22 protein-coding genes and 1 riboswitch are annotated in these 26,975 nt (G+C 70.7%); of the genes, 8 read left to right on the forward strand and 14 right to left on the reverse strand.

Features of this window, described 5'->3' with window-relative positions; all coding sequences use genetic code 11:
• Nucleotides 1-5: 5 nt before the first annotated feature.
• The 7 genes from CU254_RS21260 to CU254_RS21290 all read right to left on the reverse strand — a co-directional run bounded on the left by CU254_RS21260 (nt 6) and on the right by CU254_RS21290 (nt 6,873).
• Nucleotides 6-440: a hypothetical protein gene (locus CU254_RS21260; RefSeq protein WP_009079235.1), complete on the reverse strand. Its 435-nt coding sequence runs from the start codon at nt 438-440 to the stop codon at nt 6-8.
• 50 nt (nt 441-490) lie between these two features.
• Nucleotides 491-1,342 carry an ESX secretion-associated protein EspG gene (locus tag CU254_RS21265; RefSeq protein WP_009079237.1) on the reverse strand — a complete coding sequence of 284 codons (852 nt, stop codon included), beginning with the start codon at nt 1,340-1,342 and terminating at the stop codon, nt 491-493.
• Between the two features lie 360 nt (nt 1,343-1,702).
• Nucleotides 1,703-2,389, reverse strand: coding sequence for a flavin reductase family protein (locus CU254_RS21270; RefSeq protein ID WP_037714367.1), 687 nt, complete (start codon nt 2,387-2,389; stop codon nt 1,703-1,705).
• Nucleotides 2,390-2,521: 132 nt separating this feature from the next.
• Entirely contained in the window at nt 2,522-3,337 is an 816-nt protein-coding gene (locus CU254_RS21275) for a xanthine dehydrogenase family protein subunit M (protein ID WP_009079240.1), read from the reverse strand.
• The gene (locus CU254_RS21280) at nt 3,334-3,801 is read right to left on the reverse strand and encodes a (2Fe-2S)-binding protein (RefSeq protein ID WP_009079242.1); all 468 of its coding nucleotides are present in this window, start codon (nt 3,799-3,801) and stop codon (nt 3,334-3,336) included. The genes CU254_RS21275 and CU254_RS21280 overlap by 4 nt, the downstream gene beginning before the upstream one ends.
• A 1-nt stretch (nt 3,802) precedes the next feature.
• Complete coding sequence (locus CU254_RS21285; RefSeq protein ID WP_009079244.1) at nt 3,803-6,055, reverse strand: xanthine dehydrogenase family protein molybdopterin-binding subunit; 2,253 nt, start codon at nt 6,053-6,055, stop codon at nt 3,803-3,805.
• Nucleotides 6,056-6,108: 53 nt separating this feature from the next.
• Nucleotides 6,109-6,873, reverse strand: a complete 765-nt coding sequence (locus tag CU254_RS21290) for a sulfite exporter TauE/SafE family protein (RefSeq protein ID WP_009079246.1) — start codon at nt 6,871-6,873, stop codon at nt 6,109-6,111.
• A gap of 174 nt (nt 6,874-7,047) precedes the next feature.
• Here CU254_RS21290 and CU254_RS21295 point away from each other — a divergent pair, with 174 nt between their 5' ends.
• Complete coding sequence (locus CU254_RS21295) at nt 7,048-10,140, forward strand: discoidin domain-containing protein (protein WP_009079248.1); 3,093 nt, start codon at nt 7,048-7,050, stop codon at nt 10,138-10,140.
• A 523-nt stretch (nt 10,141-10,663) separates the two neighbouring features.
• On the opposite strand, the gene ribA is transcribed toward CU254_RS21295, so the two are convergent.
• The 4 genes from ribA to CU254_RS21315 form a co-directional block, all read right to left on the reverse strand.
• A complete protein-coding gene (gene ribA, locus CU254_RS21300) occupies nt 10,664-11,299 on the reverse strand; it encodes a GTP cyclohydrolase II (protein ID WP_009079250.1) in 636 nt (211 codons plus the stop codon).
• A gap of 481 nt (nt 11,300-11,780) precedes the next feature.
• Nucleotides 11,781-12,527 (reverse strand): FHA domain-containing protein, encoded by a 747-nt coding sequence (locus tag CU254_RS21305; RefSeq protein ID WP_158688058.1) that lies wholly within the window; start codon nt 12,525-12,527, stop codon nt 11,781-11,783.
• 85 nt (nt 12,528-12,612) lie between these two features.
• Nucleotides 12,613-13,437, reverse strand: a complete 825-nt coding sequence (locus tag CU254_RS21310; RefSeq protein ID WP_050788239.1) for a hypothetical protein — start codon at nt 13,435-13,437, stop codon at nt 12,613-12,615.
• Nucleotides 13,434-15,215, reverse strand: coding sequence for a serine/threonine-protein kinase (locus CU254_RS21315; RefSeq protein ID WP_009079257.1), 1,782 nt, complete (start codon nt 15,213-15,215; stop codon nt 13,434-13,436). Before CU254_RS21315 ends, CU254_RS21310 begins: the two co-directional genes overlap by 4 nt.
• Before the next feature lie 153 nt (nt 15,216-15,368).
• On the opposite strand from CU254_RS21315, the gene CU254_RS21320 reads away from it, so the two are divergent.
• From CU254_RS21320 to CU254_RS21330, 3 genes are all read left to right on the forward strand, one after another.
• On the forward strand, nt 15,369-16,148 hold the full coding sequence (locus CU254_RS21320) for a right-handed parallel beta-helix repeat-containing protein (protein WP_009079259.1): 780 nt from the start codon (nt 15,369-15,371) through the stop codon (nt 16,146-16,148).
• A gap of 158 nt (nt 16,149-16,306) precedes the next feature.
• On the forward strand, nt 16,307-16,576 hold the full coding sequence (locus CU254_RS21325) for a DUF3040 domain-containing protein (protein ID WP_009079261.1): 270 nt from the start codon (nt 16,307-16,309) through the stop codon (nt 16,574-16,576).
• A 233-nt stretch (nt 16,577-16,809) separates the two neighbouring features.
• Complete coding sequence (locus tag CU254_RS21330; RefSeq protein ID WP_009079263.1) at nt 16,810-17,871, forward strand: DNA polymerase IV; 1,062 nt, start codon at nt 16,810-16,812, stop codon at nt 17,869-17,871.
• Nucleotides 17,872-17,927: 56 nt separating this feature from the next.
• A riboswitch (S-adenosyl-L-homocysteine riboswitch) is annotated at nt 17,928-18,005 on the forward strand.
• 37 nt (nt 18,006-18,042) lie between these two features.
• On the opposite strand, the gene CU254_RS21335 is transcribed toward CU254_RS21330, so the two are convergent.
• On the reverse strand, nt 18,043-18,801 hold the full coding sequence (locus CU254_RS21335) for a trans-aconitate 2-methyltransferase (RefSeq protein ID WP_037714375.1): 759 nt from the start codon (nt 18,799-18,801) through the stop codon (nt 18,043-18,045).
• Nucleotides 18,802-18,905: 104 nt separating this feature from the next.
• Between CU254_RS21335 and ahcY the strand changes: the two genes are divergently transcribed.
• The gene (gene ahcY / locus CU254_RS21340; protein WP_037714377.1) at nt 18,906-20,366 is read left to right on the forward strand and encodes an adenosylhomocysteinase; all 1,461 of its coding nucleotides are present in this window, start codon (nt 18,906-18,908) and stop codon (nt 20,364-20,366) included.
• A 185-nt stretch (nt 20,367-20,551) separates the two neighbouring features.
• Here ahcY and CU254_RS21345 read toward each other — a convergent pair whose 3' ends face one another.
• Both CU254_RS21345 and CU254_RS21350 read right to left on the reverse strand, forming a co-directional pair.
• Entirely contained in the window at nt 20,552-20,758 is a 207-nt protein-coding gene (locus tag CU254_RS21345; protein WP_037714380.1) for a hypothetical protein, read from the reverse strand.
• 254 nt (nt 20,759-21,012) lie between these two features.
• A complete protein-coding gene (locus tag CU254_RS21350; protein ID WP_009079269.1) occupies nt 21,013-21,885 on the reverse strand; it encodes a Ku protein in 873 nt (290 codons plus the stop codon).
• A gap of 382 nt (nt 21,886-22,267) precedes the next feature.
• Between CU254_RS21350 and CU254_RS21360 the strand changes: the two genes are divergently transcribed.
• From CU254_RS21360 to CU254_RS21370, 3 genes are all read left to right on the forward strand, one after another.
• On the forward strand, nt 22,268-22,894 hold the full coding sequence (locus CU254_RS21360) for a TetR/AcrR family transcriptional regulator (RefSeq protein WP_009079273.1): 627 nt from the start codon (nt 22,268-22,270) through the stop codon (nt 22,892-22,894).
• Between the two features lie 44 nt (nt 22,895-22,938).
• The gene (locus CU254_RS21365; RefSeq protein ID WP_037714383.1) at nt 22,939-24,672 is read left to right on the forward strand and encodes an ABC transporter ATP-binding protein; all 1,734 of its coding nucleotides are present in this window, start codon (nt 22,939-22,941) and stop codon (nt 24,670-24,672) included.
• 113 nt (nt 24,673-24,785) lie between these two features.
• Nucleotides 24,786-26,675 (forward strand): ABC transporter ATP-binding protein, encoded by a 1,890-nt coding sequence (locus CU254_RS21370; RefSeq protein ID WP_037717642.1) that lies wholly within the window; start codon nt 24,786-24,788, stop codon nt 26,673-26,675.
• Nucleotides 26,676-26,975: the final 300 nt, after the last annotated feature.

The following is a 26,975-nucleotide window of genomic DNA, read 5'->3' on the forward strand; positions in this document are numbered from 1 at the left end:
CCCCTTCAGCCCTGTTCGCCCGCGGTGCGGTGGATCCGCTCGAAGGTCTCGGCGGAACTGTGCTCGCGCTCCTTGTAGTTCTTCTTCGCGAGCTTGATCGCCTCGACGTAGGTCGGGAACTCGTCGCGGGCCGCCTGCAACTGGGTGAGCAGGCCCTGCGCGTCGCGCGCGGTCTCGGCCATGTGCTTGCTGACGAACTGCCCGGCCGGGCTCTTCGACATCGCCGGGGCCACGCCGACCTTCTCCAGCGCGTTCCAGCGCGCCTGCAGGGCGTCGACCACGCCTTCGAGCGCGGCGATCATCTTGTCGCCGGTGCTGTCGTCCACCGCGAACGATCCCCGCTCGGCCAGCGTCTTCAGCTGGCGCGCGGGCAGCAGGGCTCTCGTGGCCTGCACCGGGGCCATCCTGTCCTGCATCGCCGTCGCTGCGTCGTCGGTCATCGGGACCTCGTTCTCCTCGTGAACTGTCGCCGTTGCGGGGAAAGGGATGATCAGTAGACCTCGGAGACCGCCTGCTGCACGGCCCGGACGAGATCCCGGCGCCCGGCGGGCCGGTACTCCGCGGTCAGGTCGCCGGACTCGCTGACGGCCGACGTGATCAGGTAGCGGCCGTCGGCGGTGTCGAGCCAGCCGATCGGCGATCCGGCGCGCCGCTCGCCGTGGCGGCCCCAGCCGCTCGCGACGATGTGCCCGCCGCCGAGCCGCGGCTGCGCCAGCACGCGTTCGAGCACCTCGACCCCGCCGGGGGCGGCGCGGGAGACCCGCGGGTCCGGGCGGCGCGGCTGCACGCGCCCGCTGACCTCGATCATCCCGAACGCGTCGGTCTCTTCCTCGTCCTCGGCCGCCTCGGCCCGCCGGCGCGCGGTCATCGCGGACACCTCGCGCTCGGCCGCCTGGCGGACCGTGTGCGCGCCGGTGCTGGCCGGGCGCGCGTGGGGCAGCACCCCGGCGATCACCTCGACCAGTTCCTCGTCGTCGAACAGCGAGAACAGCAGTTCGTCGGTCTTCGCGTCCTGGGTGATCCCGAGCGCCTGCCTGCCGTCGCTGAGCGCGACCACGGCGATGTCCGCGCCGAGGCCGTCGATCCCGCTGACCGCGACCGACACCCGGGGCTTCGCGAGCAGCTCGAAAGCGGTGCGCACGTACGGGCTCAGCTCGTCGCCGGTCGAGAGCCTGCGCTCCTCGATCGCGTCGTTGACGATCTTCGCGACCCGCACGTACCGGTCGGGTTCCGCGGGCACGGAGCCGATCCGCAGCGGGAACTGGCGGATGTTCCCGCCGGTCGCCTCCCCGATCACCAAAGCTTCGACGACGTCGAGAACGAACTCGAACCTGTCCGCCATCCCGAGGGCATCCTTCCCACAGCCGGGTCGGGCACGACCGGCCCCGGCGCCCTTGCGGGACGCCGATTTGCGTTGCCGTGCCTGGGATTCGCAATGGGAAAAGACTATCAGTCCGGCGGGGGCCGGCGATCACCGCGGGGACGGCTGCCCCAATGTACCGAGGGCCGTGTCCGAAGAGACACGACCTGCGGTTTCGCCGCGCGCGCCGCTTGACGCGGGGCCGCGAAGCGACGGAGATTTCTTGCTGCGAAAAAGGCCGCTGCGGATCGCAGCGGCCCTTGTCGCGCCCGGTTTTACCGAGTTGTTCTTCTGTCCTTCGCCGTCGTTTAGCCGGTTCGTTGCTCCACAGTGGACACAGCGTCAGGAGACGCCGCGCGCCCGCTCGATGTCCGGTGAGCGGTACATCCGCTCCGGGATGCGCGCGAGCGTCGATTCGTGCACCTGCGGGCCGAGCCCGTACAGCTTCTGGAAGCTCATGATCAGCGGCCGCCACGCGTCCGGGTCGATGTGGTCGTCCGTGCCCGGCATCCGGATGTCGTCGTGCACGAACACCCGCTGCACGCGCACCTCCAGCCCGACGATGCCGCCGCGCTGCGCCTCGTCGTCCTCGGCGAACGGGTGCACGGACTCCAGCACCGCTTCCATCGCGACCGGGCATTCGGCGACCCGCGGCGGCGCGACCGTCTCGGACGGCGCCGGCGTGAGCCCGGCGCGGCCGAACTTGTCCGCGACGTGGAAGTAGCCGCGCTTCTCCTTGCCCGGCGGGACCGGGTCGGACCCGGTGGTCAGGGCCAGCCGGTCGACCGCGGCGGCCATCGCCGAGGACGGCAGGTTCAGCACGCATTCGCGCGTGCGCAGGAGGTTCTGCGTGGTCTTGGAGCGCGCGCCGAGGCCGAGCATCGCGCGCCAGCCGAGCCAGAACGCCGACGACATCGGGGCCAGGTTGGCCGAACCGTCCTCATTGGACGTCGAGATGAGCACCACCGGGGTGCCGAAGTAGAGGATGCCGGGCTCGATCGTTGTGTGCGCGGGAAAAGTCGTGTTCACACCGCCCAGTCTGGCGACCGCCGCGGGGGCGTCGCTGGCGGAAATCGGCCGTCGCTTTCCCGCCCCGGAAACGCCGTGAGGGGAACCCTGAGGGACTCTGAGTCCCTCAGGGTTCCCCTCACGGACGGTCGGTCAGGCGATGCCCGCGGCGGCCAGGGCCCGGCCGGTGAGGACACGGGCGAGGTGCTGCCGGTACTCGGCCGTGGCGTGCGGTTCGTCCGGCGGCGAAGTGTCCTCCGCGGCCAGTTTCGCCGCCTCCGCCGCGGTGGCCCCGTCGGCGAGCGCGCGTTCGGTGGCCGACGCCCGCAGCGGCGTGCCGCCCATGTTGATCAGGCCGACCGAGCGCCCGGTGACCGCGACGCCGACGATCGCCCAGTCGATGGCCCGGCGGGTGAACTTCTCGAATCCCCAGCCCAGCCCGGCCTGGCTCGGCAGCCGGATTTCGGTGAGCAGCTCGTCCGGCTCCAGCGGCGTGGTGAACGGCCCGAGGAAGAACTCCGCGGCCGGGATGCGCCGCTCCCCCCGCGGTCCGCGCGCGACGAGCGTGCCGTCCGCCGCGAGCACCGCCGCGGGCAGGTCGGCCGCGGAGTCCGCGTGCACCAGCGAACCGCCGATCGTGCCGCGATGGCGCACCTGCGGGTCGCCGACCGAACCGGACACGTGCGCGATCAGCGGCGCGTGCTCGGCGAGCACCGGGTCGTGTTCGAGGTCGTGGTAGCGGGACAACGCCCCGATCACCACCTCGTCGCCCTCGGTCCGGACGAACTTCAGCTCCCGCAGCGGCGCGATGTCCACCACGACCTCCGGCGCGGCGAACCGGAGTTTCATCAGCGGGAGCAGCGAATGCCCGCCCGCGAGCAGCTTCGCGTCTTCGCCGTGCTCGGCGAGCAGCGCGAGCGCTTCGTCCACAGTGGACGCGCGGCGGTAGGCGAACCCGGCCGGGATCACTGCGCCACCTCCTGCCCGGACGCGTCGATGACCGCGCTCACGATGTTGTGGTAGCCGGTGCAGCGGCAAAGGTTGCCCTCCAGCGCCGCGCGGGCTTCGTCGCGCGTCGGCTTCGGGTTTTCTTTCAGCAGCGACACCGTCGCCATCATCATGCCGGGCGTGCAGAACCCGCACTGCAGGCCGTGCTGCTCGCGGAACGCGCGCTGCACCGGGTGCAGCCCGTCTTCGGAAGCCAGACCCTCCACAGTGGTCACTTCGTGCCCGTCCGCCTGAGCGGCGAGCACCGTGCAGGATTTCACCGATTCGCCGTCGAGCAGCACCGTGCACGCCCCGCAGGACGTGGTGTCGCAGCCGATGTTCGTGCCGGTGAGGCCCGCGGTGTCCCGCAGGTAGTGCACGAGCAGGGTGCGGTCGGGCACCTCGTGCGCCACCGTCTTCCCGTTCACGTCGATCGAGACCCGCACGTCAGTTCGCCTTCCTAGCGTCGTTCAGGGCCGTCCACACCCGCAGCGGCGTAGCCGGCATGTCCAGGTGCCGCACGCCGAGGTGGGCGAGGGCGTCGACCACCGCGTTGTGCACCGCCGGCGTCGACCCGATGGTCGCCGCCTCGCCGATCCCCTTGACCCCCAGCAGGTTCCGGGTCGTCGGCGTTTCCATGTCCACCAGTTCGAAATCGGGCAGCTCGGGCGCGGTGACGAACGAGTAGTCGGCCAGCGTCGCGGTCGTCGGGTTGCCGTCCGCGTCGTAGCTCATCACCTCGAGCAGCGCCTGCGCGATGCCCTGGCCGAGCCCGCCGTGCCGCTGGCCCCGGAAGGTCAGCGGGTTCACGATCGGGCCCGCGTCGTCGAGCGCGACCAGCCGCCGCACCTCGACCTTGCCGGTTTCGGTGTCCACCTCGACGACCGCGAGGTGCGCGCCGAACGGGAACGTCGGCGCGCCGTCGCCGAACCAGACGTCCGCGGTGAACCCGTCCGCCTCGGCGGCGACGCGGGCCCAGTCGAGCGTTGTGCTGGACGGGGCGCCGCGGACCTGCCAGACGCCGCGTTCGACGTCCAGCTCCAGATCGTCCGGCGCGGCTTCGAGGAGGTCCGCCGCGACCTGCCGGGCCTGCGCCACGACCTCCTCGGCCGCCTGCCGGATCGCCGAACCGCCGAGCTGCAGCGACCGCGAGCCGAACGTGCCGATCGCGCGCGGGACCTCGTCGGTGTCGCCGTGCCGGACGGTGATCTTGTCCATCGGCACGCCGAGCTGGTCCGACAGCAGCATCGCCAGCGACGTCCCGAGCCCCTGCCCGTGCGGGGAACTGCCGGTCCACGCGGTGACCGAACCGTCCGGGTGCACGTCGACCCGGCCGCTCTCGCCGCCCGCGTCGCCGCCGGTGATCTCCACGTAGGACGCGATGCCGAGCCCCAGCGCCACCGGGTCCCCGGCCTCGCGGCGCTTCCGCTGCTCCTCGCGCAGCTGCGCGTACCCCGCCGCGTCGAGCACCTTGTCGAGCGCCGCGGCGTATTCGCCGGTGTCGTAGGAGCCGCCGGTCGGGGTCTGGTAAGGGAATTCCTCGGGCCGGATGAAGTTGACCCGCCGCACGTCCGCGGGGTCCATGCCGATTTCCGCGGCGAACAGGTCGATCGCGCGCTCGACGGCGGCCGTCGCTTCAGGACGGCCCGCGCCCCGGTAGGCCGCGATCGGCGTCGTCGTGGTGACCACGCCGCGGCTGCGCGTCTGCACCACCGGGAAGCGGTAGACGCCCGGAGCCATCAGCTCGGTGAGCGTCGGCAGGAACAGCGCCCGCGGGTACGCGCCGGTGTCCTGGAGGACGTCGAGCCGGTACGCCAGCACAGTTCCGTCGCGCTTGCCGCCGATGGTCACGGTGTTGCGTTGCGCGCGGCCGTGCGTCATCGAGGTGAGGTTCTCGCTGCGCGATTCGGCCCACCGCACCGCGCGTCCGGCCCGCTTCGCCGCCCAGGCGAGCAGCACCGCTTCCGGGTCCGCGCCGATCTTCGCGCCGAAGCCGCCGCCGACGTCCGGCGCGATCACCCGCACCAGGTCCTCGCCGATCCCGAGCCCGCCGGCCACGATGCTGCGGCCGATCTGCGCGTTCTGCGTGGAAAGCCACAACGTGACCCGGCCGTCCTCGCCCCACGCGACGGACGCCCCGCGCGGCTCGACCGGGGCCGGGGCCACGCGCTGGTTGAGGATTTCCTCGGTGACGACGACTTCGCAGTCCTCGAACACCGAATCGTCGAACTCCTCCGGGCCGTGCGTGTGGACCACGTTGGTGCCGTGGTCCGGGAACACCAGCGTCTCGTCGGCGAGCGCGGTGTCGAAGTCCGCGACCGCGTCCAGCGGGTCGTAGTCCACGTCGACCAGCTCGGCCGCGTCGGCGAGCTGGTACCGCTCCTCGGCGAGCACCAGCGCGACCGGCTCGCCGACGTACCGCACGACGTCCTTGGCCAGGAACGGCTCGGCGACGGGCCCGGCCTTGCCCGGCCCGAGATCGAGATCGGCCGCGGTGTACACCCCGACCACGCCCGGCGCGGTGCGTGCTTCCTCGACATCGATGCCGACGATCCGCGCGTGTGCGATCGGGCTGCGCACGAACACCGCGTGCACGGCGCCGGCCAGCGCTTCTTCCTTGAGGTCGTCGACGTACGTTCCGCCCGCGGTGATCAGCTTCTCGTCTTCGACGCGCACCACCCGGGTGCCGACAATGCTCATCTGTCCTCCTGCTCGGGTACCCCGCCGACTATGCCCGCATCGGCCGCCCCGCGTCAGCCCGAGTAGGCCTGCCAACCCAAAACCACCGCCAGGGAAAGCCCGCCCAGCCCGATCGCGATCCGCAGCGGCGTCGCGGGCAGGTACCGGACCAGCACCGACCCCAGCCACGAGCCCGCGACCGAGCCGAGGCACACCGCGATCGCCGCGGGCCAGTAGACCTTGCCGGTGAAAGCGAACACCAGCGCGGCGATCAGGTTCGCGGTTCCGGTCGCGATGTTCTTCGCCGCGTTCGTGCGGGCCAGCGGCTGGCTCCACGCCGTCGTCAGCAGCGCGAGCATCAGCACCCCGGCCGCGGCCCCGAAGTACCCGCCGTACACCCCGACCAGGAAGGCCGCGACCCCGGTGAGCGGCCCGATTCCGCGGTGCTCGCTGTGCTCGGCCATCCTCCGCAGGCGCGGACCGGCCATCAGCACGATCGACGCGCCGCCGATCAGCCACGGCACGACGACGGTGAACGCGTCCGCCGAGCTGACCAGCAGCACGAGGCCGCCGCACGCCCCGCCTGCCGTCGTGATCAGGCACAACGGCAGCAGCTGGCGACCCTGCCCCTTCAGCTCCGGACGCGCGCCGACCGCCGCCCCGGCCGTCGTTCCCAGCATCGCCACCGTGTTGGTGACGTTCGCCGTGACCGGCGGAAGTCCGGCGGCGAGCAGCGCCGGGTACGAGACCAGCGACGCGAGGCCTGCGGTCGCACCGGTCAGTCCGGCTCCGACTCCGGCGAGGACGAGCAGCAGGAATCCGCCGAGGCCAGTGATCACGTTGTCATCTCAACATGCCGCACCCGGCGATCCCCGGTCGGGGCGCGCGCCGTATAGGTCGTTATACATCCGTTGTCCGAAACCGGACGGGATCGGCCGACAGGGTTGCCCGGGCGCTCCGCCGCCGCAGAGAATCCCCGCTGACAAGGTTGTCAGCAGTCTGGAGGACGCGGGATGGACGGGTTCACCCGGCGGCAAGCGCTCGGTCTCGCGGGCGCCGGAGCCGTGGTCCTCCTCGCCTCGGGAACCGCGGCGCGGGCGGCGTCCCGGCCCGCGCCGGATCCGGTCGCCGCGACGTACCTGCGAGTTCTCCTCCGGCACACCCGCTGGGCCGAGCAACAGTTCGACGCGAGCGCCGGGATCTACCCCGCGCGAGACTTCACCTTCGCGGTCGTTCTCGGCAACGCGCTCCTGCTGACCCGCGACGGGTACGACGCCGCCGTCGCCGGAGTCGACCGCGAGACCCTCCGTGCGCACACCCTCGCCACCATCAAGCACTTCGCCGCCTCGAACCGGCTCACCGGCGGTTCCGAATGGGGCCGGAAACTGTTCTTCGACACCACTTTCCAGTCCTACTTCCAGCTCGCCGCGCGTCTCTTGTGGACAGAGCTGGACGCGGCGACGCAGCGGAACGTCGAGCGCATCGCCGCCGAACAGGCCGCCTACACGACCAGCCTCGGCACCGGCAACGATCCCGCGTCCGGCGACTGGACGCCCAACGGCCTGCGCGGCGGCTACGTCGGCGACACGAAACTCGAGGAGATGGGCGTCTACGCGCAGTCGCTCGCCCCCGCGCTCGCCTGGGCGCCGAACGATCCGCGTGCTCCCGAGTGGCGCGCCGCCTTCGGTTCCTGGAGCCGCAACGAGGGCGGCCTGCCCGCGGCGGACCGGGCGAATCCCCGGCTCGTCGACGGAAAGCCGATCAGCGACAACACCGCGACCAACCTGTACGACACGTTCCTCGTCGAGAACCACGGCTCGTTCGGCCCGCACTACCAGGAAGAACTCTGGCGCACGTCCGGCCGCAACGCGATGCACTTCCTCGCCGCCGGCGTCCCGCTCCCCGAGGTGCTCACCGCGCAGCCGAACGGCGAACTGCTGTGGCGCACCATGCTCCTGATGACGAGCGACGCGGGCGAACCGCTGATGCCGATGGTCGCCGACCGCGAACACCTCTACGGCCGGGACGTCCTCCCGCTGGCCTTCCGCGCCCAAGTGCTCGGCGACCGGCCCGCCGCCTACGCCGAGGCCCAGCTCGCCGCGCGGCTGGAGCCGTACCAGGCGTACCCGCCGGTCGACCGGATCACGAAGTTCTCCGGCGAACCGAAGTACGAACCGGAGGCTCGCGCCGAACTCGCGATCAGCTACCTCCTGCACGAATGGCGCGCCGAACACGGCGGCCCGATCAATGCGGTGCGCAAGGAAGAATTCGACGCCCACGCCGCGCGCGCCGCCGACTTCGGTCCCGGACCAGGCCTGCTGGCCCACCGCTCTCCCGCCGCGTGGGCCGCGACCGTCAGCAAGCCCGGTTTCGTGAAATTCGCCTGGCAGCCGAACCACGACGACTGGCTGTTCGTCCTCGGCGGCGCCAACCCGATGCTGCTGCCCGCCACGAACATCGCGGTGCGCGAACGTCACCCGACGACGTACCGCAAGGTCCGCGACGGATTCGACGGCACCGTCGGCGTCCTGCGGTTCGACACCGGGTACGCCGCGCTCGCCACTCTCCCGACCGGCACCGCGGTCTACGCCAGCACCGGCGTCGCGGCGGACGAAGGCGTGCTCAACGTCTACAACCTGGCCATGCCAGGCGTTCCGGGCCTCGACGGCGACCGCACGTACACCACTGCCGAGGGCTCAGTGACCCTCCAAGCGCAGTCCGGACCGGCGGGTGCGCGCACTGACGACCTGACCTTCGCCCCGGTGGCCGCGCGGCACGTGCGAATGCTTGGCGGGCAGCCGGATCCGCAGTACGGATACTCGCTCTGGTCGTTCGAAGTCCACGACGGCACCGGCCCCGACCTCGCCCTGTCCGGAACCGCGTCCGCGTCTTCCGCGGCACCGGGCAAGGAGGCGAAGTACGCCACCGACGGCAATTCCGCCACCCGCTGGGCAGTGTCCACATCGGACCGACCGCGCGCGGACAGCTGGCTGGCCGTCGATCTCGGCGCCCCGCAACGGTTCGACCGCGTTCGCCTGAGCTGGGAAGCCGCCGCCGGACGGAAGTACCGGATCGAAACGTCTGCCGACGGCGTCTCTTGGACTTCCGTAGCGACCTATCCGGTGCCCGCGCTGCACAGCACCGGCGGCTGGCTGGACATCGACGGCCGCGCCGGGATCGTCGTCACCAGCCCGCATCCGCTCACCGTCACGAACGACCACGTCACGCTTTCCGCCGGTCCGCCCGCCCCGTTCTCGGCCGAGCTGTACCCCGGCCGCGCGGATCTGCCGAAGCTCGCCGGACGTCCTCGCGCCGCCGCGGCCGGAATCCACGCGAGTGTCACAGACGATTTCCTCGTGCTGGCCAACCTTTCCGACCGCGCGGCCACCGGAATTGCTTCCCTGCCACAGGATCGCACGGCCCTGCTGCTGTACCGAGGCACGCAAAACGTCACCCCGACCGGCACCGCGTTCAGCTACGACCTTTCCCCTGCCGAAGGCCGAATCGAACCGCCCCAGTTCACCGTGGGCGGCAGGTCCGGCAGCGCCGTACCGCCCGGCCTGACTGCGGTAGTGCACGACGCCAGCCGAGTCGACCTGACCGCACCGGCCGGACTTCTCCCGGCAGTCGTGACCGTGACCCCGACCGGCGGCCGTCCGCGCACCGTCACGCTCCCGCCGCGCCGCACCGTGCCGGTCGTCTTCGCCGACGCCCGGCCGTACCCGCTGAACGACCGCGCCCTCGGTGCCGTGACCTTCCCCGCCGAACCGCTGCCACCGGGGATGACCAGCCCGGACGCCGCCGTCGACGACAACCCAGCGACAGCGTGGCAACCCGGCCCCGGCGGCCGGTTGGTGGTGGACCTCGGCGCAGCACTGCAGCTCGCGACCGCCGAACTCGCCTGGACAGCCGGACGAGTGCCCGCCACCGTCATCGAGACCAGCACCGACGGCGTCGCCTACACCGAAGCCGCCCGCCCCGACCGGAAACGCACCGCCTCCGTCGCACTCGCCCAGCCAGTGCGATACCTGGCGGTCCGCACTCTGGACTGGCGACCGGGCGACGCCAGCCTCGCTCGGATTTCCGCTCTTACACCGCCGAGCTAGCCGACCGCGCTCCGAACGAGCACTCGAGCGACGCCAGCCCCGCCCGAATCTCCGCGCTCACTTCGCCGAACTAGCCCGCCGCACCCTAGACAGGCACTCGAACAACGCCAGCCTCAGCCGGACCTCCGGCCTCGCACCGCCGAACTAACCGACCGCACTCCGGACCGGCACCCGAGCGACACCAGCCTCACCTGGGCCTCCACCCCACACCGCCGTGCTAGCGCTCCCTGGAATGGCACTCAAACGACATCAGCCTTGCCCGAATCTCCGCCCGCATACCGCCGCCGAACTAGCCCACCGCACGCCGGGACTAGCACCGGCCGACACCAGGCTCACCGAAACCGCCGCGCTCGCACTGCCGCACTTGCCCACCACCCCTGGAGCTGCACCCGAGCAACGCCAACCTCGCCCGAATCTCCGTGCTATCACCCGGCCAGACCAGGCTCACCCACGCCTCCGCCCTCGCGCCGCCACACCCCGGACCGGCACCCGCCCGACGCCAACCCCACTCGAATCTCCGCCCTCACACCGCCGAGCTAGCAGGCCAGTCGTCGAACGGCAACGCGAGCGTGTGCCCGGTCTGCTCGGCCTTCGCGCGCAGGTACCGGACGTTGGTCTCGTTCGCGAAAACCCCCGTGCGGACCCGCTCCCGTACGGCGATGCCGTGCCGCGCCAGCTGAGCCGCCTTGTCCGGGTTGTTCGACAGCAGGTCCAGCTGCTCGACGCCGAACAGCGTGAGCATTTGCGCGGCCGCGGCGTAGTCGCGGGCGTCCTCGGGCAGGCCGAGGGCGGAATTCGCCGCGTAGGTGTCCAGCCCGGAATCCTGCAGCGCGTACGCGTCGAGCTTGTTGTACAGCCCGATTCCGCGGCCTTCCTGGCGCAGGTAGAGCAGGTACCCGCCGGCCTCGGAAATCCGCGCGACCGATTCCGCCAGCTGCGGACCGCAATCGCAACGCGCGGACCCGAACACGTCGCCGGTGAGGCATTCCGAATGCAGCCGCACCAACGGCACCGGACCGGGTTCCCCCAGCACGAAGGCAAGATGCTCGAGCCCGTCGGACAGCCCGGCGAACGTGACCGCCTCGGCCTCGACCGCGGGCCCCTCGCCGAATCGCAGCGGGATCCGCACGCGCGTGCGCACCTGTGGGATGGTCGTCATCGGGCAGCTCCTCTCCCCTCGATGATTCCGACCCTACCCAGAACCACCGACAGAAACGCGCGCCCGGAGTGCGGCCAAGGTCACGCGGGCTCGCGGGCATGGTCGGCGGCCTGGGATTGTTCGCCTCCGAAACCGGTCCGGCGCGGCTCAGCCAAGCCGCGATCCCCCCGCACCACGACCGGACCCCTCCGGCACGGTCGCCCCCGACGCGGACCGGGCACGTCCAGCAGCATCGCCAGCTCGTCGGCGACCGCCCGGGTCGGCACGATCACCCCCGCGCGCCACGCACCTGGTTCAACCAGACAGCCAACCCCCTTCGAAAACCCGGAACTGCACGCGCAGGCCCGTCGGGGAGGGGCACGGCCTGGTACGGGCGCAGGCGAAGGAAACTCCCGGTGTCCAGCGCCCGATCGCCCGTCTTTGCCGCACCGGGATCGCGGCCGTGCCGACCGTACTCCGCTCGGCCCGACCCGACGACCGCTTAATTCCCCCACGTGGACGGCATCCACCCCTCGTCCCCCACCGGCGGCAACTCCGGCGACAGCAAGGCCAGATCCGGCGGCACCAGCACCGCCGCCGAAACCAGCGCCGCCACCAGATCCTCGTCCCCCGCCCCAGGACGGAACCGGAACCGCACCGAATCCAGGACCCCCGCCACCACTTCCGCACTCCAGCCGCCGTCCGGGTCCAACTCAGACAACCGGCGAGCAGCCAGCGAAACCGGCACCGCACGCGGCCTTTCCTCCCGCCGCAGGAAGCCCCGTGCCACCATCGCGAGCACGAGCCGTTCGTCCGGCCGCAGCCGCCCGGCCGGGGGCGGAGGCGGCGTCCCGTCGGCGAGCCGGAACTCCAGCACGTGCTCGCGGTCCCCCGAACCGCGGGCATACACCGGGAGATAGCCGGCCGGCAGCGGAACCGGCGCGGCTCCGGCGAACAGCAGCCGGGACCGCGGCAGCCGCAGCGGCACCTTGCCGGTCGCCCGGACCCACCACCGGTCCGCGTGTCGTTCCAGCACCCCGTGGCGGCGGCTGACCCGGCGGTCGTCCTCGCCGAGCGGCACGGTCACCTCGGCGGTGTTCCGCCCGAACGTGACCGGCCCCCGCGCCGCCGGCGGCACCAGGACTCCCCCCGCGCGTCCCAGCACCGCCAGCGTGCCCGGCGGCGACGCGAACCCCAGCGCGAGGCTCGGGTGTCCCGCGGGCAGCGTCCGCATCTCCTCCCCTGCCACGGACACCCCCTGCGGAGCCGCTGCCGGAACCCCGGGCGCAGCAACCCGCCGGGGGCGCGGGGCCGGATCCGCCGCGCACCGCGAGTCAAGCAGGCGGGGCCGGGACCCCTCCCGGATCGTCCTCGGGTTCGAGCAGCGCCAGGTCCGGCGGGACCAGGGACGTCGACAGCAAAAGTTCCTTGATCAGGTTGTCGTTGAGCGCGTTCCCGACCGGTTCGCCGACCTCTTCCCTCGTCAGCCCGGACACCCCGGCGCGAGCCAGCCGCGCGCGCACGGCGCCGACGAGATGTTCCACGCGCTTGACGCTCCAGCGCGCTTCCGGTTTCAGCTCGGACAGCTGCTCCGCCACCTGCCGCCACGCGAGCGGCTGCGGATACTGGTCCTGCAGCAGATACCGCTGCGCGAGCGAGACGAGAACGAGGCGTTCGTCCGGCGTCAGCCGCCACATCCGCGGCGGTTCGGTCACGTCCTGCGGCCGCGAATCCGGGCGGCGGCCGTCCGCGCCCGCGACGTACACCTCCAGCAGGTGCTCGCGCCCGGCCGAACCGCGCACGAACGCCGCGGTGTAGCCCTCGGCCAGCGGCACCGGTTCCTCCTCCGGGAACAGCAATCGCGAGCCGGGCAGCCGGATCGGCAGCTTGCCGGTGTTGTGCATCCACCAGGAATCCTTGCGGCGCACCAGGAATCCCTGTTTCCGGCTGACCTTCCGGTCGTCCTCGCCGACGCACACGTGCACGTCGTCGCGGTTGCGCCCGAACAGCACCTGCCTGCCGTCGCGCGGCGGCATCCGCACGCCGCCGGTCACGGCGAGCGCGAAAATCGTGCCGGGCGGCGAAGGCGGGACGCCGTGCGCGAGGCTGCCGTGGTCCGGGCCCAGCTCTTCCGGCGGCCCGCCGGCGATCGCGGTCATGTCTTCGGCAGCTTTCCGGCCAGCGAACCGGCCAATGTGGACACTGGAGCGCACAGCCGCTCCGAGGGCGGATTTCCGTGCACCACGACCCGGAGGCGTTCCACCCTCGGGTCCCCGTGCGCGTCGGTGTAGGGACGGTAGACGAGAACCGCCTGGCAGGTGCCGGAGGCGAACTCGTCGGTCTTGAGATACGCGTCGTGTCCGCCGACCTGGACGAGCTGGCCGGTCGTGCTGTCCGGCGGCTGGTCGCGGTCGAACATGACGGTCACCGAACGGTCGCTCGCCAGGCTTTTCCAGTCGCACCACCACCCGCTGAAACCGCGTTTGATCTGGACCGGCGCGGCGACCCCGGCCGCCGAGGAAACCAGGAGCGAGTCCAGCAGCGAGCACGCGTCCACGTACGCCAGCGAACCCGGCGGGAACGGCACCGTGCGCGGCGGAACCCCGGCCGTCGCCATGACTTTCGTCGCCGACGCGACCGCGGTGTCCGCGGCCCGGCACAGGTCGAGCTGGTAACCGTCGTCCTGTTTGGCCGTCACCTCGACCACGAACCGGTCCTGCAGCTGGATCGTCCGCTCGCATTTTTCCGGCGACGCGGCGGCGAACACCGGGAACGGCCCGGACTTCGCCTGAACGCCCTCCACCGGCGCACCGGGCGGATCCTTCAGCTCCACCAGGACGTCCGCTTTGCGGTCGCCCTTCTGCAAGACCACGTCGCAACGGTTGAAGTTCCCGTAGTCCGGAACCACTTCCGGGTCGCCGAACGGTTTCAGCGGCGCGGGATCCATCAGCCGGCACGGGTCCGCGGCCCGCGGGTCGGGGCCGATCCCGAGCTTCGCTCGCGCGACCGGCGGCGTCGCGGCGGGGCCGTCCGGGCGCGTCACGAAATACGTGGTGACCACGACCGCGACGGCCGCGACCGCCACCCCGGCGATCAGCAGCCCGCGCCGGTTGCGCGGCGGCTTCGGCACGTCGACCGGCAGCGCGTCGATCCCCTTCGCCAGCAGTTCCCCCGCCGACACCGCGGTCGGCCGTTCGGCGGGGTCGCGCCGCATCAGCAGTTCCAGGGTCGGCGCGAGACCGTCGGCGTGCCGCGCGCGCGGCACCGTGGCCTCGGCGACGCGGCGGATCGTCGCGTATTCGTTGCCGCCGGAGAACGGCGGCGCGCCCTCGACGGCGGCGAAAAGCGTTGCCCCCAGGGAAAACACATCCGACGCCGCGGTGGGCGGATGCCCTTGCGCGACCTCCGGGGCGAGGTAGTCCGGCGTGCCGCCGATGAGCGGCGAATCGGTGACCGTCTCGTCCGTGCGGACCGAGCGGGAGATGCCGAAATCCGTGAGCTTCGCGCGGCCGTCCGAGGCGATCAGGACGTTGCCCGGTTTGACGTCGCGGTGCACGATGCCGTGCCCGTGCACCGCGCCGAGCGCCGCGGCGATCTGCACCCCGATCTCGGCGACCGTGCGCGCGGGAAGCCGTCCTTCCGCGGCGAGGATCTCGGCGAGGCTGCGCGACGGGACGTACTCCATCACCAGCCACAGCTCGTCGCCTTCGACCGCGACGTCGAAGAACGTGACCACGTTCGGGTGCAGCACGCCGGCCGCCAGCCGGGCCTCGCGGCGCAGCGTCCGCCCGCTCACCACGTCGGACAGCCGGGCCTGCTTGAGCGCGACCTCGCGGCCGAGCCGGTCGTCGTGCGCGCGCCAGACGACTCCCATTCCCCCGCTGCCGACGCGCTCCAGCAGCCGGTACCGGTCGGCGATGAGCTGGTCCGCGTGCACCGACGCTCCCCTCGGCGTGGTCCGACCCCTGTGCCGTAACTCGCAGTAACGATACTGCATCGCGCGCGTTCGCAGGAAGCGGCTCCGGGGACCCCTCCCGCCGTCCGGTCCTATCTTCGCCGCGTCCCCCGCACGAGCGAACGAAGGAGACCGATGCGCACGCCGACCCGCACTCTCGTCCTGGCCGCCGCCGCGGCCCTGGCTCTCGCCTTCGCCCCGTCCGCACTCGCCGCCGGTTCCCGCGTGCACATCACCGAGGGCGGCACGCCGGGCAATCCGCGCGTGTATTCCGGCGGCGGGAAATCCGTTTCCGGCATCGACGTCGACGCCGATTGGGTCGTCGTCGACGGATTCACCCTCGAAAGACCGTCCGCGCCCGGCGTCGAAATCCGCGGCAACCACGTGACCCTGAAGAACACCAGGATCAACGCCCCGCAGGGCGGAGACGGCGACGGAATCCGGTTCTTCGGCGACTACCTCGCGATCGAGCACAACACGATCAGCAACACCTCGAACAGCGGCGGCGCGCACGCCGACTGCATGCAGACCTTCTCCAGCGACAGCCCGCCGAGCAATCACGTCCGGATCGAGGGAAACCGCTGCGAGAAAATCGACAACATGTGCCTGATGGCGGAAGGCCCGAACGACGGCGAAGGCGACGGAAAAGGCCATACGACCGATTTCCTGATCAAGGACAATTTCTGCGAAACGCTCGTGGCCTCGCAAACGCTGATGTTCGAGGACGTGCAGCGGGCCACCATCACCGGCAACACCTTCGCGGCGGGCCCGGACCACGCGATCGGCTTGGCGATCCACTCCACCGGAGCACGGGTCGAAGGCAACCGCGTGGACCCCTCGATCCGGTGCGAGGTCGGCATCGACGAATCGTCCCGGGAGGGCTACGTCGGACCGGAGCCCGCTTGCGCTCCGTGACCATTGTGGACGGTCCGGCTGACAGCGCACGGTGACCGGAACCGACCGGATCCGCGCGGGATTCGGGCAGTCGGGTGATTCGAAAGTGACGTGGTTCACCAGGCGGCGGGAGGGGTACTTCCTCCAGGACGGCACGCGGGCCGCCGAAGGAGACCTCCATGCTCAGTCACCACGAACGCGTCGAGCTGGACAAGATCGAGCGCTGGTTCGAAACCAGCGACCCGGAGCTGGCCGCCGCCCTCCGCCGCGGCAAACCGGCCCGCTCCGCCGCGCTGCTGACCGCGTTCGCGATCCTGCTGGACGTCGCCGCGTGCGGCCTCCTGGTCGCCGGGATCGCCGCGTCGAGCCCCGCGCTCACCGTGTGCGCCCTCTTCGCCGCGGCAGGCGGGGCGGCCACGCACCTCGCCCGCCGCCGCGACCGCGGGTGACTGGCTGAGTCGTTCTGCCGAGCCGCGCCGGTCCGGGTTGGTCCGCGTCCGACCCGGGCCGACGCGACGGGTCGAGCGGCCCGTACTCGCTCTCGCGGCAGAACCTGTCGGCACTGATCGCGTCCGGAACGCCGCCTCCCCAGGCCCGCCCCGGCCACCGGCCGGAACCACTCTCCCGACCCCGCACCACACCAGGCGGGGCCCGCCGACCCGCCCCGTCCACCGGCTTCCGGATGCGCGGCCCGCCCCGCGCACCGCACACTGGTCCGGTGTCCGTATGGGTGCTGCACGTCGATCTCGACCAGTTCATCGCCGCCGTCGAAGTGGCGCGGCGGCCGGAGCTGCGCGGGCGGCCGGTGATCGTCGGCGGGAACGGCGACCCGGCCGAACGCGCCGTCGTGGCGACCGCGTCCTACGAGGCGCGCGAGTTCGGCGTCGATTCCGGGATGCCGCTGCGGCTGGCCGTCAAACGCTGCCCGGACGCCGTCCTCCTCCCCGTCGACGCCCCGGCCTACCAGGAGGTCTCCGACCGCGTGATGGCCCGGCTGCGGGAATTCCCGGTGGTCGTCGAGGTGCTCGGCTGGGACGAGGCCTTCCTCGGCGCGTCCGCCGACGACCCCGAAACGCTCGCCGCGGAAATCCGCCGCGGCGTCGAGGAAGAAACCGGGCTCTCGTCGTCGGTCGGAATCGGCGACAACAAACTCCGCGCCAAACTCGCCACCGGATTCGCGAAACCGGCCGGGATTTACCGGCTCACCCAGGAAAACTGGTGGGACGTCATGGCCGGAAAGCCCACCGACGCGTTATGGGGAATCGGCCGCAAAACCGCGAAGAAACTCGCCGAAGCCGGGTACTCCACCGTTCTCGACCTCGCCGCCGCGGACCCCGACGCGCTCGCCGCCCGGTTCGGGCCGAAGCTGGGCCCGTGGTACCGCCTGCTGGCCGGCGGCATCGGCGACGCCGAGGTGAGCGCGACCCCGTACGTCGCGCGTTCCCGAAGCAGGGAAACGACATTCCAGCAAGACCTCACCGACCCCGCTGCGATCGCCGAGGAGACCGCGGCCCTGGCCGAACGCGTCGCGCGGGACGTCGCCGACGAGGGACGTCCCGCCGCGCGCGTCGCGGTCAAGGTGCGGTTCGCTCCGTTCCTCACCCACACGCACAGCGTGACGCTGGCCGCCCCGTCCGCGGATCCGGCCGTGCTCGCCGCGGCGGCCCAAGAGCTGTTGGGTCGCTTCGATTTCGGCAAACCGGTACGGCTGCTCGGCGTCCGCGCCGAATTCCCGCGCGCTTGACAGGTCCCGGCCGGGCTTGCCAAGGTGGAACGGACGCGCCCGCTGGGGCGCGGCTCCGGGCCGAGAGGCGCTGCGACGGGGTTCCCCCGCCACGCTCGGCCCGCGGGACTTCGGACGAAGGGCGCCTCCTGGTTCAGGAGGTGCCGCGTGCCGCTGGCGTTTCCGGCCCGTTCAGCGCCGTCGCGCGAGGTGGGCCGTGTGATCGGCGACCAGTTCGACCGTCTCCGGCAATACCTGCCGAATACGAGGGAAAACCTGTTCCCGCACCGAAATCGGCAGCACCCGGTACGCCGAAACCGTGGACAGCAGACCGATCAGCTCGTCCGCGCTCAACGTCAGGCGCTGCTGCACGACGACCTGCCGGACGTCGGCGAACAGCTCGGACTTCTCGAGTTCGGTGCCCGGCCACTGCAGTTCGCTCTCCGGCGGCGTGCCGTCCGGCGGCGGGAACCCCGCGCTTTCCAGAAACGGCGCCTGCGCCTCGTCGATCGCTTGCCGCACCACGGGATCCGCCGGCCGGACCGGCCCGCCGAACGACGCGAACACCCCGCCCGGCGCGAGCAGCGCGGCGATGCGCGGCCACCGCCCGGCCGGATCCGTCCAGTGCAGTGCCGCGGCCGAGTACACCAGCCCGTACTGGCGGTCCGGCCGCAGATCCTCCAGCGCGCCCTCGCGGGTCTCGACCTCGGCGGGCAGGTGCTTGCGCAGTTCGGCGAGCATCGCCGGATCCGGGTCGGTCGCGGTGACCGCGATCCCCCATCCCGCGAACAGCCGGGTCGCTTTCCCCGTCCCGGCCCCGATTTCGAGGGCCTCGGCGATCGGCGCGCCCGCGTAGTCCAGCACCTTTTCGGCTAGCTCGGCGGGATATCCCGGCCGGTACCGCTCGTACTCCGCCGCCACTGCCCCAAAACTCAACGCGCGCTCTGTCATGCCGGGCATTCTGGCCTGCTTCGCCCCGCGCGCGCTTCTCTTTTCGGACGCCGGCAAGGCGCCCTTAGCCCATTCTGCCCGAAAAACCCCGAAAGGAACGGAAAATGCCGCCCACCCTGCGTACCGCCGGAGCCTTGGAGTTCGCGGTCGCCGACCTGTCGCTCGCCGCGGCCGGACGCATCCAGCTCGACCTCGCCGAGCACGAAATGCCCGGCCTGATGGCGCTGCGCCGCGAGTTCGCGGAGTCCCAGCCGCTCAAGGGCGCGCGCATCGCGGGCTCGCTGCACATGACCGTGCAGACCGCGGTGCTGATCGAAACGCTCGTCGCGCTCGGCGCCGAGGTGCGCTGGGTGTCCTGCAACATCTTCTCCACCCAGGACGAGGCGGCCGCCGCGGTCGTCGTCGGCCCGCACGGAACGCCGGAACGACCCGAGGGCACCGCGGTATTCGCGTGGAAAGGCGAAACCCTCGACGAATACTGGTGGTGCACCGACCAGCTGTTCCGTTTCCCCGGCGGCGAACCGCCGAACATGATCCTGGACGACGGCGGCGACGCGACCCTGCTCGTCCACAAGGGAGCCGAGTTCGAGAAGGCGGGCGCGGTGCCCGCCGCGCACGAGGACGACCCGGAGGACTACCGGATCCTGCTGCGCACGCTGGCGGCGAGCCTGGCTGAGGACCCGGAGCGGTTCACGCGGATCGCAGGCGCGATGCGCGGGGTCACCGAGGAGACCACGGCGGGCGTGAACCGGCTCTACCAGCTCGCGGCCGCGGGCGAACTGCTCTTCCCGGCGATGAACGTCAACGACTCGGTCACCAAGTCGAAGTTCGACAACAGGTACGGCATCCGCCATTCGCTCCCGGACGGCCTCAACCGCGGCACCGACGTGATGATCGGCGGCAAGTTCGCCGTCGTGTGCGGCTACGGCGACGTCGGCAAGGGCGCGGTCGAGGCGCTGCGCGGACAGGGCGCGCGCGTCGCGGTGACCGAGGTCGACCCGATCTGCGCGCTGCAGGCCGCGATGGACGGGCTCGACGTGGTGGAACTCGACGACGTCGTGGAGCGCGCCGACATTTTCCTCACCACCACCGGCAATTTCGGCATCGTCTCGGCCGAGCAGATGCGGAGGATGAAGCACCAGGCGATCGTCGCGAACGTCGGCCACTTCGACAACGAGATCGACATGGCCGGGCTCGCGAAGGTCCCGGGGATCGTCAAGACCGAGGTCAAACCGCAGGTGCACACGTGGCGGTTCCCGGACGGGCACGCGGTCATCGTGCTGTCCGAGGGCAGGCTGATGAACCTCGGCAACGCGACCGGGCATCCGTCGTTCGTGATGTCCGCGTCGTTCGCGAACCAGGTGCTCGCGCAGATCGAACTGTTCGGCAAGCCGGGCGAGTACGCCAACGACGTGTACCGGCTGCCGAAGCAGCTGGACGAGAAGGTCGCGCGGCTGCACCTGGACGCACTCGGCGTCCGGCTGACCAAGCTGAGCAAGGAACAAGCGGAGTACATCGGCGTGGACGTGGACGGACCGTACAAACTGGACCACTACCGCTACTGACCGCGCGGCCGGAAGCTGCCGGACGCTGCCGGGAAAAAAGGGGCCCTCCGGCTCCGAGGGGGAGGGAGAGCCGAAGGACCCCCGGTAGTGTTAGCACATTGCCAAGCAGCTTGTACACGGCCGGGTACCCGATCGGGTAGGCCGCCCCGGCCGCGCGACGGGGCGGCCGGGGGTGCCGCCGGGCGTCAGGAAGCCTGCCGCAGCAGGGATTTCTCCGCTCCGGTGCAGGCGCACCCGGCGTCGAGGGTGTGACAGTCGATGATCAGGCCGTGCCGGACCCGGTCGAGGTCGACGCACGCCGCGTCGGTGCACTCGGCGAACCCGCGGTCCGGGTGGACCACCAGGGTGCCGTGACAGTGGTCGATGCCGCTCGTGCAGAACGCGCACTCCATGCTCAGCCGCCTTCCGCTCAGGTATTCGAGTCCCCGGCTCCGTTGCTTCGGGGCCGGACTCCTCCTTGGTACCACTGGAAATCTCGCGGTCGCAGAATACCCGGCGGCGTGTCGGCCCCACGGACCGGTGAAGTGCGCCGCACTCGCTCACCGGGCGTGACGATCGGCATTTTCCGGACGGCAGCGGTGAAATTTCACTGTTCCGCACCGCGGAACAACCCGCGCCGCCCGTCCGGCACCGGCGAAAGCCCCGCTCAGGCGCTCTTCGGCCGCCTTGCCCGCGCAGCCGGTTTCTTCGCCGCGGTTTTGCCTTCGCCGGCGGCTTTCTTCGTCTCCTTGGCGGGCCCGCGGCTCTTCTTCGCCGCCGACACGCTCGCCTCCAGCGCCGCCATCAGGTCGACGACCTCGGCCTTCTCCCCCTGTTTCGGCGCGCCGACGGTCTGGCCGCCGCCCGCCTTCGCCTCGATCATCGCTTCGAGCGCTTCCCGGTAGGAGTCCGAGTATTTCTCCGGTTCGAACACCGGCTCGGACAGCGAGTCGATCAGCGACCCCGCCATCGTCACCTCCTGCGCGCGGACCTGCGGCGGATCCTCGTGCAGGAACGGGAAATCCGGGACCCGGACCTCGTCGGCCCACAGCATCGTGGTCATCACGAGCACGTCGTCCACGACGCGCAGCAGCGCCAGGCTCTCCCGCTGGCGCACCGCGACCTTCGCGATCGCCACGTGGCTCGCCTTCTGCAGCGCGTCGCGCAGCACGATGTACGGCTTCACCGCGTTCTTCTGCGGCTCCAGGTAGTAGGTGCGGTCGAACCGGATCGGGTCGATCGACTCCAGCGGCACGAATTCGAGCACGTCGATCGAATGCTGGGTGGGCAGCGGCAGTTCGGCGAGATCGGCGTCGGTGATCACGACCATCTCGCCGTCGGGCAGCTCGTAGCCCTTGGCGATGTCGGAGTAGGGCACCTCCTCGCCGTCGATCGAGCAGAACCGCTTGTACTGGATCCGCCCGCCGTCGGCGGCGTGCACCTGGCGCAGCGACACGTTCTTGTTCTCGGTCGCCGCGTACAGCTGGATCGGGATGCTGACCAGCCCGAAGGACACCGAGCCCTTCCACATCGACCGCATGCCGCGCACCTCCGCCGTCCGCCGGTACGTATTCACGCTCGGTGACCACCGTAGCCGCGATCGTCCGAATCCGACAGTCCGCGCAGGTCCGGGGGCTGCGCGCAGGCGCCGCCCGTGTGCAACCGCTCACTGGCGGCCGCGTCGCGCCGCTGGTGTTGCCCCAGAGATCTCGGCCCGGAGCCCGGGGATTGCGGGTTCCCAATCACCCAACATCGGGTCCACCACGCCTTGGCCGCCGCCAGATCGTCGGCCGGACACACGATCGTGCACACTTCCTCGAACATACGTTCGCCCTGACCTAGACTGGACTTACGAGAACGAAACTTTTCGCGGTCCGCATAATTTTTCGCATCACGCAACTTTTGCTGCTATCTTCGGTCCGGTGACCACCACCGCACCTCTGGGCCTGCGCGAGCGCAAGAAGCGAGCCGCTCGACGGGCTCTCGCCGACGCCGCGCTGCGGATCGCGCTCGAGCGGGGCGTCGACCAGCTGCGGGTGGAGGACATCGCGAACGAGGTGGGCGTGTCCCCGCGCACCTTCAACAACTACTTTTCGAGCAAGGAGGAAGCTGTCTGCGCGTTCATCGTCGAACGGCAGGAGCGCGTGCGCGAAGCGCTCCTGGCGAGGCCCGCCGGCGAACCGCTGTGGGACGCGGTCGTCAACGCCGCCATCACCCGGTTCGCCGAGGACGAGCGCCCGATCCGCGAGGACGTGCGGCGGGTGCGTGCGTTGATGGCACACGGCGGCCTGTTCGCCGAGATGCTGCGCGCGCACGCCACTGTCGAGCGCGTGCTGGCCGACGCCATCGCCGAGCGGGCGGGCGAGCACGCAAATCCGTTGCACGCCCGGCTGATGGCGAGCATTGTGCAGAACGCTTCGCGCATCGCCTTTCAGACGTGGCTCGATACGGACTCCGACGACGAAGAGTTCGTATCGACCCTGACCGGTCTCCTGCGGGAGGCAGCCGCCGGGATGCCGGCACTCGCCGCGCCCGGCGCGGCCAGCTAGACCCGAACCGACGCCATTCCACTTCTTTGGGGGAGTACCCGACCGTGCTGGTCAAACTGTTGCGCAGCTACCTGCGCCCGTACCGGGCCGCGCTGTGGCTCGTCGTCGCGCTGCAACTGGTGCAGACGATCGCCGCGCTGTACCTGCCCACGCTCAACGCCGACATCATCGACAGCGGCCTCGTCAAGGGCGACACCGGCTACATCGTGAAGATCGGCGGCGTGATGCTGCTGATCACGCTGGTGCAGATCGCCGGGTCGATCGGGGCCGTCTACTACGGATCCCGCGTTTCCTCGGCCGTCGGCCGCGACATCCGCGCCGGCGTCTTCCACCGCGTGCAGGATTTCTCCGCGCGCGAGATCGGGAAATTCGGCACGCCGTCGCTGATCACCCGCACCACCAACGACGTCCAGCAGATCCAGCTGCTCGCCGCGCTCACCTTCACCCTCATGGTGTCCGCGCCGATCATGTGCGTCGGCGGCATCCTGCTCGCGCTGCAGCAGGACGTCCCGCTGTCGGCGCTGCTCGTGGTCATCGTGCCGGTGCTGGGCATCGCGATCGGGCTGATCGTGATGCGGATGCGCTCGGCGTTCCGGCTCATGCAGGAGCGGCTCGACCGGATCAACCAGGTCATGCGCGAGCAGATCATGGGCATCCGGGTGATCCGCGCGTTCGTGCGCGACCGGCACGAGCGCGAGCGCTTCGGCCGCGCCAACGACGAGCTGTTCACCGTGTCGCTGCGGGTCGGCAGGCTGATCGCGCTGATGTTCCCCACCGTGATGCTGGTGGTGAACGTGTCCAGCGTCGCCGTGCTGTGGTTCGGCGGGCAGCGGGTCGACAGCGGGGCGATGCAGATCGGCGCGCTCACCGCGTTCCTGGCCTATCTGCTGCAGATCCTGATGGCGGTCATGATGGCCACCTTCATGTTCATGATGGTGCCGCGCGCCGAGGTCAGCGCCGAGCGGATCACCGAGGTGCTCGACACCGAGACGAGCGTGCGCCCGCCGGACCGGCCGCTCCCGGCCGGAGCCGAACGCGGGCACCTCGACCTGACCGGCGTCGAATTCCGGTACCCCGGCGCGGAAAAGCCGGTGCTGCAGGACGTTTCGCTCTTCGCCCGGCCCGGCGAGACCACCGCGATCATCGGCAGCACGGGCAGCGGGAAGACGACGCTGCTCAACCTGATCCCGCGGCTGATGGACGCCACCGAGGGCTCCGTCCGGGTGGACGGCGTGGACGTGCGCCAGCTCGACCCGGACGTGCTCTCGTCGGTGGTCGGCATGGTGCCGCAGAAGCCGTATCTGTTCGCCGGCACGGTCGCGAGCAACCTGCGCTACGGCAATCCGGACGCCACCGACGAAGAGCTGTGGCACGCGCTGGAAGTAGCGCAGGGCAAGGATTTCGTGGAACGGATGGAACAGGGCCTCGACTCCCCCATCGCCCAGGGCGGCACGAACGTCTCGGGCGGGCAGCGGCAGCGGCTCGCGATCGCGCGGATGCTGGTGCACCGGCCGGAGATCTACCTGTTCGACGACTCGTTCAGCGCGCTCGACTACGCGACCGACGCCGCGCTGCGCCGCGCGCTCGCCGACGAAACCCGCGACGCGACGGTCGTCATCGTCGCGCAGCGGGTCAGCACGATCCGCGGCGCGGACCGGATCATCGTGCTCGACGACGGCCGCGTCGTCGGCACCGGAACCCACCACGAGCTGATGGACGCCAACGAAACCTACCGGGAAATCGTGCTTTCGCAGCTGACCGAACAGGAGGCGGCGTGAGCGAGGAAACGAAAACCGCAGTCGCGCCCGACGCCGACGAGCCGGCCGCCGTCGCCCGCGACCACACCCGCCCGCAACCCACGGCGGGGCCCGGCCGGATGATGGCCGCCGGCATGCCCGCCGAAAAGGCGCTCGACTTCAAAGGCTCCCTGCTCCGTTTGCTGCGGCTGCTGCGCCCGCAGCGGGCGGCGCTGACCGGGGTGCTGGTGCTCGGCGCGCTCGGCGTGGCGCTGACCGTGCTCGGGCCGAAGGTGCTGGCCCGCGCGACGGACCTGATCTTCGCCGGCGTGATCAGCAAGAACCTGCCCGCCGGCGCGACCAAGGACCAGGTGATCGAGGGCCTGCGGGCCCGCGGCCAGAACACGCTGGCCGACATGTTCACCAGCGTCGACCTGATGCCCGGCCACGGCATCGACTTCACCGCGGTCGGCCAGGTGCTGATGATCGTGCTGGCGCTGTACGTCTTCGCGTCGTTCCTGGGCGTCATCCAGGCGCGGCTCACGACGAACCTGGTGCAGGGCGCGGTGTTCCGGCTGCGCCAGGACATCGAAGAGAAGTTCGCGCGGCTTCCGCTGCGCTATTTCGACCGCCAGCCGCGCGGGGAGGTGCTGAGCCGGGTCACCAACGACATCGACAACCTGGCGCAGTCGCTGCAGCAGACGCTGTCGCAGATCGTGACGTCGCTGTTCACCGTGCTGGGCGTGCTGGTGATGATGTTCGTGATCTCGCCGCTGCTGGGCGTGATCGTGCTGCTGACGGTGCCGGTGTCGGTGTTCGTCGCGGCCAAGATCGGCAAACGCGCGCAGCCGCAGTTCATCCGGCAGTGGGGAACGACCGGGAAGCTCAACGCGCACATCGAGGAGATGTACTCGGGCCACGCGCTGGTGCACGTCTTCGGCCGCCGCAAGGAGGCCGAGGAGGTCTTCCGGCAGCAGAACGAGGCGCTGTACGAGGCGAGCTTCAAGGCGGCCTTCATCTCCGGCACGATCCAGCCCGGGATGATGTTCATCGGCAACCTGAGCTACGTCCTGGTCGCGGTCGTCGGCGCCCTGCGGGTCGCCTCGGGCAGCCTGACCCTGGGCGACGTGCAGGCGTTCATCCAGTACTCGCGCCAGTTCAGCCAGCCGGTCACGCAGATCGCGAGCATGGCGAACCTGCTGCAGTCCGGCGTCGCCTCGGCCGAGCGGGTGTTCGCGCTGCTGGACGCCAAGGAGCAGGAACCGGAGCCGGAGCACCCGCAGCGCCCCGAGGTCGTGCGCGGCCAGGTCGAGTTCGAGCACGTGTCCTTCCGCTACCTGGAAGACACCCCGCTCATCGAGGACCTGTCGCTCTCGGTGGAGCCGGGCCACACGGTCGCGATCGTCGGCCCGACCGGCGCGGGGAAGACCACGCTGGTCAACCTCCTCATGCGATTCTACGAAATCGACGGCGGCCGGATCACCCTGGACGGCGTCGACATCAAGGCCATGGACCGCGAGGAACTGCGCTCGAAGACCGGCATGGTCCTGCAGGACGCCTGGCTGTTCGGCGGCACGATCGCGGAAAACATCGCCTACGGCGCGGACAACGTGACCCGCGAACAGGTCATCGAAGCCGCGAAGGCAACCTACGTGGACCGCTTCGTCCGCACCCTCCCAGACGGCTACGACACCGTCCTGGACGACGAGGGCGGCACCGTCAGCGCAGGCGAGAAACAGCTGATCACCGTCGCCCGAGCCTTCCTGGCCAAACCAGCGATCCTGATCCTGGACGAGGCCACCAGCTCGGTCGACACCCGCACCGAGGTCCTGATCCAGCACGCCATGAACTCCCTGCGCACCGGCCGCACGAGCTTCGTGATCGCCCACCGCCTCTCCACGATCCGGGACGCGGACGTCATCCTGGTCATGGAAAACGGCAACATAGTGGAACAAGGAAACCACGAAACGCTAATCAACGCAGGCGGCGCCTACTCCCGCCTCTACGCAGCCCAATTCGCAGAAGCCATGGCAGAAACCGAATAGCCGCAGCAGAACACCCGGCCGCCCCGTGTGGCATTGGGCGCACCCACGCACCCAATGCCACATTGGGTGCATCCCACGCACCGAACGCCACATTGGGTGCACAGGACGCACCCAATGCCACATTGGGGCGCAAGCCACACCACACACACCGCAGCCGATGCACCCAACGCGGGGCACCCACACCTCCCCCACCCCCGATACGAAGCCAAAAACACGGCGCTGGGGTGCTTGTCAAGGCATCTTTCCCGCCTTGACAAGCACCCCAGCGCCGTAGTCACACTAAAAAATCGGGGTGCCCAC

The sequence above is a fragment of the Amycolatopsis sp. AA4 genome (assembly GCF_002796545.1).
Classification (GTDB): Bacteria; Actinomycetota; Actinomycetes; order Mycobacteriales; family Pseudonocardiaceae; genus Amycolatopsis.